Source organism: Bradyrhizobium sp. MI1.4, assembly GCF_055811315.1.
Window position 1 is genome coordinate 22,312 of the sequence record NZ_JBVVPP010000025.1, and the last position, 13,111, is coordinate 35,422.

Below are 13,111 nucleotides of genomic sequence, written 5' to 3' on the forward strand. Positions count from 1 at the left end.
GACGGGGTGTTCCGCGACGGGGAAACGGGCCTTCGCAAGAACGGTTCGTGGGCCTCATCGCTTCCCGCTGTTTATTCTGGAAGAAGCGATGACCGTCACACTTCATGTCTGCATTACCTGCCGCGCCGGCGAGACACTTGGCGAAGGCGAGACGACGCCCGGCAAGCGCCTGCATGGCGCGATCCTCGAGGCCGGCGTGCCCGACGGCGTCAGCGTGGTTCCCGTCGAATGCCTGTCTGCATGCAACCAGGGTTGCTCCGTCGCGCTCAGCGCGCCCGGCCGCTGGTCCTATGTCTATGGCCGTCTGTCGGATGCGAATGCGAGCGATGTGGTCGCGGGCGCCGCGGCCTATGCGGCCGCGCCCGACGGCCTCGTGCCCTGGCGCAGCCGCCCGGAGATATTCCGCAAGCAATCGCTTGCCCGCATTCCCCCCATTTCCCCCTTGGCCGTCGTGCCGGAGGCCGCCGAATGAATTCGCTCGCAAAAGTCCCGGTCACGGTCGTCACGGGCTTTCTCGGCTCCGGCAAGACCACGCTGATCCAGCATCTGCTTGCCAATGCCAACGGCAAGAAGCTCGCGGTGCTCGTCAACGAGTTCGGCAGCGAGGGCGTCGATGGCGAGATTCTGAAATCCTGCGCCGATGCGAATTGCCCGGAAGAGAACATCATCGAGCTCGCCAATGGCTGCATCTGCTGCACCGTCGCCGACGATTTTATTCCGACCATGGAGAAGCTGCTGTCGCGGGCCGTCAAGCCCGATCACATCCTGATCGAGACCTCGGGCCTGGCGCTGCCCAAGCCGTTGCTCAAGGCGTTCGATTGGCCGGAGATCCGTTCGCGCATCACGGTCGACGGCGTGATCGCGCTGGCCGACGCCGAAGCTGTCGCCGCGGGCCGTTTTGCGCCCGACCCTGACGCCGTCGAAGCGCAGCGCGCGGCGGACGGCAATCTCGACCATGAGACGCCACTGTCGGAAGTGTTTGAGGACCAGATCGCCTGCGCCGACATCGTGCTGCTGACCAAGGCCGATCTTGCGGGCGCGGCAGGCCTCGAAGCAGCCAAGGCGGCGATCACCGCCGAGATGTCGCGCCGCGTGCCGATGCTGGCGATCACCGACGGCGCGATCGACGCGCGCCTCATCCTCGGCCTCGGTGCTGCCGCCGAGAACGATCTCGCCGCGCGTCCCTCGCATCACGACGGCGAAGAGGATCACGAGCACGACGATTTTGCGTCCGTCGTGATCGATCTTCCTGAGGTCACCGATATCGAAGCGCTGGTTGCATCCGTTCAGCGTCTGGCGCGCGAGCAGAATGTGCTGCGCGTCAAGGGTTACATCGCGGTGCAAGGCAAGCCGATGCGCCTCTTGCTGCAAGCGGTGGGCGAGCGCGTGCGCCACCAGTTCGACCAGCCCTGGGGCGCGGGTGCGAGGCAGTCAAAGCTGGTCGTGATCGGCGAGCACGGCGATATCGACGAGGCCGCGATCAAGGCGGGACTCGGTCTTTCAGGATCCGGTATCTGATGCACGTCGTCTTCCGCGAGAGCCGCGGTCTCGAGGAGACCGCGATACCAAGGGACATTGGCCAGGACCCGGCCGATCTCGTGGTGCTCTCGTATTCGGATTCCGATCTTGCCGCGTTCGCGGCCGGCTGGCGCCGTGGCCGCGACAGCCTGCCGTCGCTGCGGCTCGTCAATCTCGCAGAACTTCGTCATCCGCTCTCGGTCGACACCTATGTCGAACGCACGCTTGCGCACGCGCGCGGCATTCTCGTGCGTTTGATCGGCGGGGAATCCTATTGGCCGTATGGGCTCGCGGCCCTGCAGCAGCTGGCGAAGGAGCGCGGCATCGTGCTGGCCGTGCTGCCGGCCGACGGCCGCGACGATACGCGGCTGGACGCGTATTCGACCCTGCCGGTCTCGACGTTGCGGCGGCTCAAGGTGCTCTGCGACACCGGCGGCCCCGTCCCATCGCAAGCCGCGATCGCGCAGCTTGCGCTGGCTTCGGGCCTCTATGCGGGACCTGTTATCGGCGACATGACCGTGCCCGAGATGGGCTTTTACGATCCCGCGCGCGGCGTCATTGCCGCGCCGGCGTCGGGTGAGGGCAGGCCGCGCGCGCTCGTGGCCTTCTATCGCTCCTATCTCACCGCTGCCGACACCGGCCCGGTCGATGCCCTGATCGCCGCATTGCGCGAGAAGGGGTTCGACGCGTTTGGTGTCTTCGTTACCTCGCTGAAGGCTCCAGGCGTTGCAGATTGGTTGCGCGGATATCTCGCGCAAAATCCTCCGGCCGCGATCGTCAATGCGACCGCGTTCTCGGCGATGGGCGACGACGGCACGACGCCGTTCGACGCCGCATCCTGCCCCGTGTTCCAGGTCGCGCTCTCCACGGCCCGCCGCGAGGACTGGGCGAGCTCGCTCCGCGGCCTGTCGCCCGGCGACCTCGCGATGCATGTGGTGCTGCCCGAGGTCGACGGCCGCCTGTTCGCGGGCGTGGTGAGCTTCAAGTCTGCCGCGATGCGGGATCCCGATTTGCAATTTTCGCATCTGGCACACAGGCCTGACGAGGAGCGCGTGAAGGCCGTCGCCGCGCGCGTTGCGGCCTGGCGGCGCCTTGCGGAGACGCCGGCCGCTGACAAGCGGATGGCACTCGTGCTCTCCAACTATCCGGGCCGTCCGCATCAGATCGCGCACGCGGTGGGTCTCGATGCGCTGGCGTCGGTCGAGGCTTTGGTGTCCGACTTCGCGGAGGCCGGATTTGATCTCGATCCGGTCCATGCCCTCGGCGAGACGCTGCTCGAGCGGACCTTGAGCTGGAGCGTCGCCGATTACCGTGCTGCACTCTCGCGCCTTCCGCAAGTGTTGCAGGATGATCTCGCGCAAGCCTGGGGCGCGCTGGAGACCGATCCGGATTGTCGCGACGGCGCGTTCCATTTCGCTGCGATTCAATGCGGCCGGTCGATCATCGCGGTTCAGCCGGAGCGTGGCGATGCGACCGCGCGCGATGCCGACTATCACGATCTCGCCCGCACGCCGCGCCATGCCTATGTCGCGTTCTATCTCTGGCTCCGCGAGCAGGGCTGTGATGCCGTCGTGCACATGGGCGCGCACGGCACGCTGGAATGGCTGCCCGGAAAATCCGTGGCGCTGTCGCAGGCGTGCTGGCCGGAAGCCCTGATCGGCGATTTGCCCGTCATCTATCCCTTCATCGTCAACGACCCCGGCGAGGCTGCGCAGGCCAAGCGGCGCCTGGGGGCCGTCACCATCGGCCATCTGCCGCCGCAGCTCGCAATATCAGCGGTGCCGGACGGATTGCGCAGGCTTGAACAGCTCCTCGACGAGTACTCGACGGCCGATGGTCTCGATCCCGTCCGCCGCCAGCGTCTGATCGCCGCGATCCGCGATGAGGCACGAGCGGCTGGCCTCGAAGACGATCTTGGCCTCGATGCAGCGGCCGCTCCGGCCGAAGCGATCCCGCGGATCGACCGCTTCGTCTGCGATCTCAAGGAAAGCCAGTTCGGCGACGGCCTGCACGTGTTCGGCCGCGGCGCCTGCGGTGAAGCAGAGCGCGACGCTTTGCGGGCCGCGCTTGCAGGCCGCCGCGTCGCGCCGGGGCCGTCAGGTTCGCCCTATCGCGGCCGCCAGGACGTGCTGCCCACGGGACGCAACCTTTTCGCCGTCGATCCGCGCGCGGTGCCGACGCCGTCGGCGCACGCGCAAGGCATCAAGCTCGCCGAAGAACTGCTACGTCGTCATTTGCAGGATCATGGCGACTGGCCAAAGGGCCTTGTCGTCGATCTCTGGGGCTCGGCGACGATGCGCACCGCGGGCGAAGAGTTTGCCATGGCGCTGCATCTGGCTGGCCTCGCACCGCGCTGGGATCATGCTTCCGGCCGTGTGACCGGCTACGACATCATCGCGCCCGCCGAGCTTGGCCGACCCCGCATCGACGTCACGCTGCGCGTCTCGGGCCTGTTTCGCGACGTCTTCTCAGGCCTTGCGCAATTGTTCCAGGCGGCAGCCGAGGCGCTGTCGGCCCGCGAGGACGAGGGCGACGAAAATCCCTATCGCCATCGCACATCGCGCGTGTTCGCGCCGCGTCCCGGGCAATACGGCGTGGGCCTCTCGGCAATCCCGGACGCCTTCACGCCCGAGACGCGCGAAGCCGCCGGCGAAGCGTGGCTCTCGGCATCGTCATGGGCGTTCTCGGCCGATGGCGAGGTCAAGCCCGATCGCGCCGGCATCGAGAAGCGGCTCTTGTCGGCCGATGCTTTTGTTCACGTGCAGGATCTGCCGGAAACCGATCTTCTGCTCGCGGCCGACTATGCCGCGCATGAGGCCGGCATTGCGGCCGCCGCAGCACATCTCGGCGCGGCAGGACCATCGCTCTATCATCTCGACGCGACGCGCCCCGAGCAGCCGCATGCGCGTACGCTGACCGAGGAAATCTCCCGTGTCGTCCGCGCGCGCGCGGCCAACCCGGCCTGGATCGCGGGCATGATGCGCCACGGTTTTCGCGGGGCGGCCGAGATCACCGCGACGCTCGAGCACATGGCCGCCTTCGCGCATCTGGCCGGCGCCGTGCCGCCGCATCTGTTCGACCTCTACTACGATGCGACGCTCGGCCATGACGACGTCCACGCCTTCATGGCCCGCGAAAATCCGGCGGCACTCGCCGCGATGGAAACGTGTTTCACGCGCCTGCATGAAGCCTCGCTCTGGCGAACGCGCCGCAACTCGATTGCGGCTGCGCTGCGGGAGGCCTCATGAGTGCTTCCGTGGTCAAGGGCTGGTGTCCCGGCGCGCTGCGCCCGATGCAATCGGGCGACGGGCTGGTGGCTCGCGTGCGTCCGTTCGGCGGACGGCTCGACGCGGCGCAGATCTCCGGACTGGCTCATCTCGCCGAACGCCATGGCAATGGCCTGATCGACGTGACCAGCCGGGCCAATCTCCAGATCAGGGGCGTCAACGAGACCAGCCACAGGCTGCTGCTCGATGGCCTCTCCCAACTGGCGCTGCTCGACCCGGATGCGGAGACCGAATCCCGTCGCAACATCCTCGTGACGCCGTTCTGGCGTAGCGGCGACGCGACCCAATCGCTCGCCGCCGAACTCGAGGAGGCGCTTGCCGACAGCCGGCTCGAACTTCCAACCAAGTTCGGCTTCGCCATCGATGACGGCACCTCACGCGTGCTGGCGGGCGCTTCCGCGGACGTGCGGATCGAGCGCGATCGTTCCGGCGGACTGCTGGTGCGGGCTGATGGCGACAAACTCGGCCGCTCCGTCGCCCGTGGCGAGGCCGTGAGCACCGCGCTCGCATTCGCCGGCTGGTTCGTGACCTCAGGCGGCGCGAGAGGCGGGCGAGGGCGGATGGCGGCGCATCTTGCGGCCGGTGCAATCCTGCCGGCGGAATTGCGCGGCGAGGCCGAGCCGGCGCCGATCATGGCCGCGGCGCGTCCCGGCCTCTATGCGCAAGGTGCGATGGTCGGGGTCGCCTTCGGACAGATGGCGCATGCAACGCTCAACCAGTTCGCCGGTTGCGGACATGCGCTGCGCATGACGCCGTGGCGAATGGTTTTGAGCGAAGGCAAGCGCGTGATGCCGAACGCGACCGGCCTGATCACCGAGGCCTACGACCCTGCGCTGCGCGTCATCGCCTGTAGCGGTGCGCCACGCTGTCGCGAGGCGCATGCCGATACCCGTGGCCTTGCCGCGGCCCTGGCGCCGAACATCGGCGCGGCCGCACGGCTACACGTCTCCGGCTGTGCCAAGGGCTGCGCCCATTCTGGTCCCGCCGCCATCACTCTGGTCGCGACCGGCGCAGGCTTCGATCTCGTGCGCGCCGGGTCGACGCGCGATGAGCCCATCCTGCGCGGGCTGAATCGCGACGACATCGTCAAAGATCCCTCCATCCTGATGGGAGGGCACTGATGCCGCACACGTACGAGACCGACGGCGCTGCGATCTACCGGCAGTCCTTTGCCACCATCCGGGCCGAAGCCGATCTTGCGCGCTTCACGCCGGACGAGGAGCAGGTGGTGGTGCGGATGATCCATGCCGCCGGCATGGTGGGCCTCGAAGCGCATATCCGCTTCACATCAGGCATGGCGGTCGCCGCACGCGCGGCCTTGCAGAAGGGCGCACCGATCCTGTGCGACGCGCGCATGGTCTCTGAAGGAATTACGCGGGCGCGGCTTCCCGCCGCCAACGCCGTCATCTGCACGCTGGGCGACGAGACCGTTCCCGCGCTCGCGCAGTCCATGCGCAACACCCGTTCGGCCGCGGCCCTGGAGCTGTGGCGGCCGCATCTCGACGGCGCGATCGTGGCGATCGGCAATGCGCCGACCGCGCTGTTCCATCTCCTCAACATGCTGGAGGACCGGGACTGCCCACGGCCCGCGGCAATCATCGGCTGTCCGGTCGGCTTCGTCGGCGCGGCCGAATCCAAGGCTGCGCTGATGGCCGTTTCCCCGGTGCCGGCGCTGACGGTCGAGGGCCGCCTTGGCGGTTCCGCGATCACGGTCGCCGCCGTGAACGCGCTGGCGAGCCGGAGCGAATAGCGATGGGACGCATCATCTGCTGCGGTCTCGGCCCCGGTGACCCTGATATGATGAGCGTGCGCGCCGATCGCACGGTGCGCGGCGCGAGGCATGTCGCCTATTTCCGCAAAAAGGGCCGGCCCGGCCAGGCGCGCCGCATCGTCGAGGGCATGCTGGCTGCCGACGTCACCGAATATCCGATGGAATATCCTGTTACGACCGAGATCGCCTTCGACACGCCTGAATATGTCCAGTTGCTTGCCGGCTTCTACGACGAATGGGCGGAGCGACTGGCGCGGCTGGCGCGCGCGGTCGACGTCGTCGTGCTCTGCGAGGGCGATCCTTACTTCTACGGCTCCTTCATGCATCTGCACATGCGCCTGCAGGGCCGCGTCGAGATCGAGGTGATCGCCGGCATTCCCGGCATGGTCGGCTGCTGGAATGGCGTGGGACAGCCGATTGCGCTCGGCGACGACGTGACGACGGTGCTCATGGGCACGCTCGCCGAGGACGAGCTCGAACGCCGCATGCGCGATTCCGATGCGCTCGTGATCATGAAGACTGGGCGCAATCTCGCGAAAGTGCGCCGCGCGCTCGCTGCCGCCGGACGGCTGGACGATGCGTGGCTGGTCGAGCGCGGCACCATGCCGGGCGAGCGCGTGGTGCGGCTTGCGGAGATCGACGCCGCCGACTGCCCCTATTTTGCGATCGTGCTCGTGCACGGCAAGGGCCGGCATCCGGACGCCGCCGAATGACGGGCACGCTGACCATCGCTGGCCTCGGCCCGGGCAGCGCTGCGCTGGTGACGCCCGAGGTCTCCGCCGCGCTTGCCGCCGCGACCGACATTCTGGGCTACGCGCCCTATGTCGCGCGCGTGCCAGCGCGGGCAGGGCTCACTTTGCATCCTTCCGACAATCGCGAAGAGCTGCAGCGCGCGAGCGAGGCGCTGCGGCTCGCGGCCGAAGGCGGCCAAGTCGTCATCGTGTCCTCCGGCGACCCCGGCGTCTTCGCGATGGCGTCCGCCGTGTTCGAGGCGCTCGAACAGGCGCCGCAATGGCAGGAGCTGCCGATCCGCGTGCTGCCCGGCGTCACTGCGATGCTGGCGGCTGCCGCGCGCGCCGGCGCACCGCTCGGCCATGATTTCTGCGCGATCAATCTCTCCGATAATCTCAAGCCGTGGGCGGTGATCGAGAAGCGCCTGCGGCTCGCCGCGGAAGCCGATTTTGCCATCGCGATGTACAATCCGCGCTCGGCGAGCCGGCCGGAAGGATTTGGCCGTGCGCTCGCGGTGCTGAACGAGGCCGGCTGTGGCGACCGTCTTGTGATTTTCGCGCGCGCGATCAGCGCCGCCGACGAAAAGATCGAGACCGTCAGGCTGAACGAAGCCCGGCCCGAGATGGCCGACATGCGCACGCTGGTGATCGTCGGCAACTCGCAGACACGCCGCGTCGGCCGCTGGGTCTATGCGCCGAGGCAGGCCCGATGACCGAGCCACTGCATGATCTCGGCCACGCTCTCGACCCGCAAGCGTTCCGGCAGTTGCGGCCGCGAGATCATGATCACGGGCAGGCCGAGCCTGCGGGCGGCGTCGATCTTGGCGCGCGCGCCGTCGCCGCCGGAATTGCGGGCGACGATCCGGGTGATGCCTCGCGCGCGCAGCATCTCCAGTTCGCCCTCAAGCGTAAACGGCCCACGCGACACGATGACGTCCGCGGCGAAGGGCAGCGGCGCATCGGGCGGATCGACGAATCTCAGCGTGTAGGCGTGCTGCGGCTTGGTCGCGAACGGCGCGATGTGCTGGCGGCCGATGGCGAGGAACACATTTGCCGGCATTTCAGGCAGTGCGGCGACCGCGGCGTCGACATCAGGTATTTCGATCCAGTTGTCGCCGGGCGCTTTGGTCCAGGGCGCTCGCTCGAGAGCGATCAGCGGCGTGCCGGTTTCCGCACATGCCGCGACCGCATTGCGGCTCATCTCGGCGGCAAAGGGATGCGTCGCGTCGATTACATGCGTGATGTGTTCCCGACCAATGTAATCGACAAGTCCGCTTGCGCCGCCAAAACCGCCGATCCGCGTCGGCAACGGCTGACCGGCGGGCGCACGGGTGCGGCCGCCATAGGAATACACGGCATCGACGCCGGCGCGCGCGATCTCCGCCGCGAGCAGGCTCGCGTCGGCCGTTCCGCCCAGAATGAGGGCGCGCGTCATGGCTGATCCCTGGCTGACCATCATCGGTATCGGCGAAGATGGCCTTGCCGGGCTGTCCCAGGCAAGCCGAAAGGCGCTCGATGATGCCGAAACTGTCTTTGGCGGTGAACGGCATCTTGCACTCGCCGGCATAACCGGGCGCGGCCGTCCATGGCCGGTGCCGTTCGATGCAGAAATCGTGTTGAGCTGCCGTGGTCGCCCGACGGCGGTGCTCGCCTCCGGCGATCCGTTCTGGCACGGGGCCGGCGCGAGCCTCGCCGAGAAGCTCCATGGCGACGAATGGATCGCGTATGCGGCTCCCTCGACATTCTCGCTCGTTGCTGCGCGGCTTGGCTGGCGTCTGGAATCCGTTGCCTGTCTCGGTCTCCACGCCGCGCCATTCGAGCGTCTCGTGCCACACCTGGCGCGAGGGGCACGCATCATTTGTCTCGTGCGCGACGCAAAGGCGGCAGGCGATCTCGCGAAATGGCTGACGGCGCGCGGATGGGGTGCCTCGGCATTCTGGACACTCGCTGCGCTTGGCGGGCCGCGCGAAAGGATCAACGCGCATCGCGCCGACAGCTTCGCAGGCGATCTTGCCGGAAATCTGGTCGCGGTAGCCGTTGAGGCGGCGGGCGCGCAGGGCATCCCCCACAGCTCGGGACTATCGGACGAACTCTTCGTCCATGACGGCCAGATCACCAAGCGTCCGGTCCGTGCGCTCGCGCTTTCGGCGCTGGCGCCGCGTCCCGGTGAACGGCTATGGGACATCGGTGCGGGCTCGGGCTCGATCTCGGTCGAGTGGACGCTGTGCGGGGGCACCGCGATCGCCGTCGAGGCGCGCGAGGATCGCGCAGCGAACATTCGCAGCAATGCGACGGCGTTCGGGTTGGCACATCGGATCACAGTCATCGCGGGAAAAGCGCCTGAAACCCTTGCTACGCTGGACGGGCCTGACGCCGTGTTCATCGGCGGCGGTCTCGACATCGCGATGTTCGACGCCATCTGGCCGCGGCTCTCGCCCGGTACGCGGCTGGTCGCGCATTCAGTAACGTTGGAGACGGAAGCGTTGCTCGGTGAGCTGCACCAGCGCCACGGCGGCGAATTGATGCGGGTCGAGATTGCGCATGCCGCTTCGCTCGGCCGCTACCGGTCCTGGGAGGCCGTGCGGCCCGTGGTGCAATGGAGCGCGGTCCGATGAAGGTCGCCGGGCTCGGATTCAAGCGGGACGTCACGCTGGCCTCGCTGCGTGAGGCGCTTCTGGCGGCCGGTGGTCCCGAAGGCCTCGCAGCAGTGGCGACGGTCAGCGATAAGGCCGACGAGGAGGTGTTGAAGCAGCTCGCGCGCGAATGCGGCTTGCCGATCAAGGCGGTTGCCGCCGAAGTGCTTGTTGGCATCGACACGCCGACGCAGTCAAAGCTCGTCGTGGAAAAGTTCGGGACGGGATCGGTTGCCGAGGCGGCGGCGCTCGCAGCGGCCGGACCTCGCGCGCGATTGATTGCGACGCGGGTGGTCTCGCAGGATCGCACCGCGACCGCGGCGATCGCGGAAGGAGACGGCGCATGACGGTGCATTTCATCGGGGCAGGGCCAGGCGCTCCTGACTTGCTGACGTTGCGCGGCCGCGATCTCATCGCCGCCTGTCCGGTCTGCCTCTATGCTGGCTCACTTGTGCCCGAGGGCGTCTTGGCGCATTGCCCGCCCGGGGCGCGGATCGTCAACACCGCGCCGCTGTCGCTCGATGAGATCGTCGCGGAGATCGCCGCCGCCCATGCCGATGGCAAGGACGTTGCGCGGCTGCATTCCGGTGATCTCTCGATCTGGTCGGCGATGGGCGAACAGCTCCGCCGCCTGCGCACGCTCGACATTCCCTACACGGTCACGCCCGGCGTTCCCTCTTTCTCGGCCGCCGCGGCTGCGCTGGAGGCCGAGCTGACGCTGCCCGGCCTTGCCCAGACCGTGGTGCTGACGCGCACGCCGGGCCGCGCCAGCGCGATGCCCGAAGGCGAGAAGCTTGCCGCCTTCGCCGCCACCGGCGCGGTGCTCGCCATCCATCTGTCGATTCATCTGCTCGACAAGGTCGTCGCTGAGCTGACGCCGCATTATGGCGCGGATTGCCCGGTCGCGATCGTCTGGCGTGCGAGCTGGCCCGAGCAGCGCATCATCCGCGCCACGCTCGCAACACTCGACGCTGCGGTCGGGGGCGAGATGGAGCGCACCGCGTTGATCCTGGTCGGCAAGACGCTGGGCTCGGCGGATTTTTCCGAGAGCCGTCTCTATGCTGCCGACTATGACCGCCGCTATCGGCCGGTCGGCGCCGAGCCGCGCTTTCCGGAGGTGTCGTGATGGCGGCAGGGCTCGTTATCTCCGCGCCGGCCTCCGGCGTCGGCAAGACCACACTGACGCTGGCGCTTGCTCGCGCCTGGCGCAACAGCGGATTGCGGGTGCAGTGCTTCAAGAGCGGCCCCGATTACATCGATCCCGCGTTTCATGCCGCCGCGACGGGACGCGCCTCGGTTAATGTCGACAGTTGGGCGATGGATCGCGGGACAATCTCGCATCTCGTCAGTCGCGGCATTGACGCCGATGTCGTGCTGGCCGAAGGCTCGATGGGTCTGTTCGACGGCGTCGCCGCGCGTGGCGTCTGCGGCACCGGGGCGACCGCCGACATCGCGGAGATGCTGGACTGGCCGGTGCTGCTGGTGATCGATCCCTCAGGACAGGCACAAACGGCGGCCGCGATCGCGGCGGGCCTTCGCGACTACCGCCCCGGTGTGCGCCTTGCAGGCGTCGTGCTCAATCGCGTTGCCAGCCCGCGCCACGAAGCCCTCGTGCGGCGCGCGCTGCTGGATGCCGGCATCGCCGTATTCGGCGCGCTGCCGCGCCATGCCGAGATCAGCCTGCCGAAGCGGCATCTCGGACTGGTGCAGGCCGAGGAGCAGGCGGAAATCGGCAAGCTGATCGACGAGGCCGCGCGCTTCGTTGCCGAGCATGTCGATCTCGACGCGGTGCTGCGTTCGGCGGCCACCTGGTCGCCGCAACCTGCCGCAAGCGGCGTCAACGTGACGCCGCCCGGCCAGCGCATTGCGCTTGCCCGTGATGCCGCGTTCTCCTTCGTCTATCCGCACATGCTGGAAGCGTGGCGCGCGGCGGGTGCGGAGATCTCGACATTCTCGCCGCTCGCCGATGAAGCCCCTGATCCGGTCGCCGATGTGTGCTGGCTGCCTGGCGGCTATCCCGAGCTGCAGGCCGGCAGGATCGCTGCCAATGCGCGCTTCCGCAGCGGATTGCGCGCCTTCGCCGAGACGCGCCCGGTGCACGGCGAATGCGGGGGCTATATGGTGCTGGGCACCGCTTTGACCGACGCCGATGGCATCAGCCACGAGATGACGGGCCTGCTCGGCCTGGAGACGAGCTTTGCCAAGCGCCGCATGCATCTGGGCTATCGTCTGGCCGAGCTCGCCGCGCCGATGCCGGGTCATCAGGCGGGTGCACGCCTGCGTGGCCATGAATTCCACTATTCGACCATAGTCGCGCAGCCCGACACGGCGCTGGCGGTCGTGCACGACGCGACAGGTGCGGTCATTGCCGAGACCGGCTCGCGGCGGGGACAAGCCACCGGCACGTTCTTCCATCTGATCGCGGAGGACCGGTGAGCGGTTTTGTCTCCTTTGTCTCCGCCGGGCCCGGCGATCCCGAGCTGCTCACGCTCAAGGGTGCAGCGCGGCTGCGCGAGGCCGACGTTGTGCTCTATGACGATCTTGCTTCAGGCGCGATCCTCGATCTGGCCCGGCCCGGCGCCAATCTCGTCGCGGTGGGAAAGCGGGCAGGGCGGGCCTCGACCAAGCAGCACCATGTCAACCGCCTGCTGGTCGACTATGCCGTGACAGGCGCGCGCGTGGTGCGATTGAAGTCGGGCGATGCCGGCATCTTTGGCCGGCTTGAGGAGGAGCTCGAGACGCTGCGCGAAGCGGGCATCGGCTACGAGATCATTCCCGGCGTCACCTCGGCCTGTGTCGCCGCCGCGCAAGCCGGCATTCCGCTGACCCGGCGTCACACCTCGCGCCGCGTGCAGTTCGTGACCGGGGCGGACGTCACCGGCGAGCTGCCGCCAGATCTCAATTGGGCGGCGCTGGCCGATCCGGAGGCGACAACCGTGGTCTATATGGGCCGGCGGACGTTTCCGGCGTTGGTCGTCAAATTGATCGAGCACGGGCTCGCCCCAACCACGCCGGCGTTGTTTGCCGAATCGCTCGGCCGTCCCGATGAGCGGCTGGTCCGCACCACCATTTCGGAACTTGCCGAGCAGCTTGCGCGGGGCGGAGCGGCCTCCACGGCGGCCGTCATCCTGTTCGGCGCGCTGGCGGGGAATTATCCGTCATGACTGCCTC

13 protein-coding genes are annotated in these 13,111 nt (G+C 68.0%); 12 read left to right on the top strand and 1 reads right to left on the bottom strand.

Features of this window, described 5'->3' with window-relative positions; genetic code table 11:
- The first annotated feature begins 88 nt into the window (after positions 1–88).
- From AC0L23_RS24325 to cobJ, 7 genes are read left to right on the top strand one after another with little or no spacing between them, the layout of a single operon-like run.
- Complete coding sequence (locus AC0L23_RS24325; RefSeq protein WP_018458658.1) at positions 89–472, top strand: DUF1636 family protein; 384 nt, start codon at positions 89–91, stop codon at positions 470–472.
- On the top strand, positions 469–1,518 hold the full coding sequence (gene cobW / locus AC0L23_RS24330; protein WP_085352367.1) for a cobalamin biosynthesis protein CobW: 1,050 nt from the start codon (positions 469–471) through the stop codon (positions 1,516–1,518). The genes AC0L23_RS24325 and cobW overlap by 4 nt, the downstream gene beginning before the upstream one ends.
- Positions 1,518–4,766, top strand: a complete 3,249-nt coding sequence (gene cobN / locus AC0L23_RS24335) for a cobaltochelatase subunit CobN (protein WP_473357456.1) — start codon at positions 1,518–1,520, stop codon at positions 4,764–4,766. The genes cobW and cobN overlap by 1 nt, the downstream gene beginning before the upstream one ends.
- Entirely contained in the window at positions 4,763–5,926 is a 1,164-nt protein-coding gene (gene cobG / locus AC0L23_RS24340; protein WP_377827567.1) for a precorrin-3B synthase, read from the top strand. The genes cobN and cobG overlap by 4 nt, the downstream gene beginning before the upstream one ends.
- A complete protein-coding gene (locus AC0L23_RS24345) occupies positions 5,926–6,555 on the top strand; it encodes a precorrin-8X methylmutase (RefSeq protein ID WP_018458662.1) in 630 nt (209 codons plus the stop codon). The genes cobG and AC0L23_RS24345 overlap by 1 nt, the downstream gene beginning before the upstream one ends.
- Positions 6,556–6,557: 2 nt before the next feature.
- Complete coding sequence (locus AC0L23_RS24350; RefSeq protein WP_026233633.1) at positions 6,558–7,289, top strand: precorrin-2 C(20)-methyltransferase; 732 nt, start codon at positions 6,558–6,560, stop codon at positions 7,287–7,289.
- Complete coding sequence (cobJ, locus tag AC0L23_RS24355) at positions 7,286–8,020, top strand: precorrin-3B C(17)-methyltransferase (RefSeq protein WP_018458664.1); 735 nt, start codon at positions 7,286–7,288, stop codon at positions 8,018–8,020. Before AC0L23_RS24350 ends, cobJ begins: the two co-directional genes overlap by 4 nt.
- Here the strand turns inward: cobJ and AC0L23_RS24360 are convergent.
- Entirely contained in the window at positions 7,996–8,742 is a 747-nt protein-coding gene (locus AC0L23_RS24360) for a cobalt-precorrin-6A reductase (RefSeq protein WP_473357457.1), read from the bottom strand. The two genes, cobJ and AC0L23_RS24360, sit on opposite strands and share 25 nt — an antisense overlap.
- On the opposite strand from AC0L23_RS24360, the gene cbiE reads away from it, so the two are divergent.
- The 5 genes from cbiE to cobA are packed head-to-tail and all read left to right on the top strand — an operon-like array spanning position 8,741 to position 13,104.
- Positions 8,741–9,922: a precorrin-6y C5,15-methyltransferase (decarboxylating) subunit CbiE gene (cbiE, locus tag AC0L23_RS24365; protein ID WP_473357458.1), complete on the top strand. Its 1,182-nt coding sequence runs from the start codon at positions 8,741–8,743 to the stop codon at positions 9,920–9,922. The genes AC0L23_RS24360 and cbiE overlap by 2 nt on opposite strands.
- Positions 9,919–10,287, top strand: coding sequence for a cobalamin biosynthesis protein (locus AC0L23_RS24370; RefSeq protein ID WP_162496360.1), 369 nt, complete (start codon positions 9,919–9,921; stop codon positions 10,285–10,287). Before cbiE ends, AC0L23_RS24370 begins: the two co-directional genes overlap by 4 nt.
- The gene (gene cobM, locus AC0L23_RS24375) at positions 10,284–11,066 is read left to right on the top strand and encodes a precorrin-4 C(11)-methyltransferase (RefSeq protein WP_018458668.1); all 783 of its coding nucleotides are present in this window, start codon (positions 10,284–10,286) and stop codon (positions 11,064–11,066) included. The genes AC0L23_RS24370 and cobM overlap by 4 nt, the downstream gene beginning before the upstream one ends.
- Positions 11,066–12,376 carry a cobyrinate a,c-diamide synthase gene (locus tag AC0L23_RS24380; protein WP_018458669.1) on the top strand — a complete coding sequence of 437 codons (1,311 nt, stop codon included), beginning with the start codon at positions 11,066–11,068 and terminating at the stop codon, positions 12,374–12,376. The genes cobM and AC0L23_RS24380 overlap by 1 nt, the downstream gene beginning before the upstream one ends.
- Positions 12,373–13,104: a uroporphyrinogen-III C-methyltransferase gene (gene cobA, locus AC0L23_RS24385; RefSeq protein ID WP_018458670.1), complete on the top strand. Its 732-nt coding sequence runs from the start codon at positions 12,373–12,375 to the stop codon at positions 13,102–13,104. The genes AC0L23_RS24380 and cobA overlap by 4 nt, the downstream gene beginning before the upstream one ends.
- Positions 13,105–13,111 lie beyond the last annotated feature (7 nt).

Coding starts and splice junctions, on each gene's coding strand:
- cobG (WP_377827567.1), top strand. CDS start 4,763: ATGAGTGCTTCCGTGGTCAAGGGCTGGTGTCCCGGCGCGCTGCGCCCG.
- AC0L23_RS24370 (WP_162496360.1), top strand. CDS start 9,919: ATGAAGGTCGCCGGGCTCGGATTCAAGCGGGACGTCACGCTGGCCTCG.
- AC0L23_RS24360 (WP_473357457.1), bottom strand. CDS start 8,742: ATGACGCGCGCCCTCATTCTGGGCGGAACGGCCGACGCGAGCCTGCTC.
- AC0L23_RS24325 (WP_018458658.1), top strand. CDS start 89: ATGACCGTCACACTTCATGTCTGCATTACCTGCCGCGCCGGCGAGACA.
- cobM (WP_018458668.1), top strand. CDS start 10,284: ATGACGGTGCATTTCATCGGGGCAGGGCCAGGCGCTCCTGACTTGCTG.
- cbiE (WP_473357458.1), top strand. CDS start 8,741: ATGGCTGATCCCTGGCTGACCATCATCGGTATCGGCGAAGATGGCCTT.
- AC0L23_RS24345 (WP_018458662.1), top strand. CDS start 5,926: ATGCCGCACACGTACGAGACCGACGGCGCTGCGATCTACCGGCAGTCC.
- cobN (WP_473357456.1), top strand. CDS start 1,518: ATGCACGTCGTCTTCCGCGAGAGCCGCGGTCTCGAGGAGACCGCGATA.
- cobJ (WP_018458664.1), top strand. CDS start 7,286: ATGACGGGCACGCTGACCATCGCTGGCCTCGGCCCGGGCAGCGCTGCG.
- AC0L23_RS24380 (WP_018458669.1), top strand. CDS start 11,066: ATGGCGGCAGGGCTCGTTATCTCCGCGCCGGCCTCCGGCGTCGGCAAG.
- cobW (WP_085352367.1), top strand. CDS start 469: ATGAATTCGCTCGCAAAAGTCCCGGTCACGGTCGTCACGGGCTTTCTC.
- AC0L23_RS24350 (WP_026233633.1), top strand. CDS start 6,558: ATGGGACGCATCATCTGCTGCGGTCTCGGCCCCGGTGACCCTGATATG.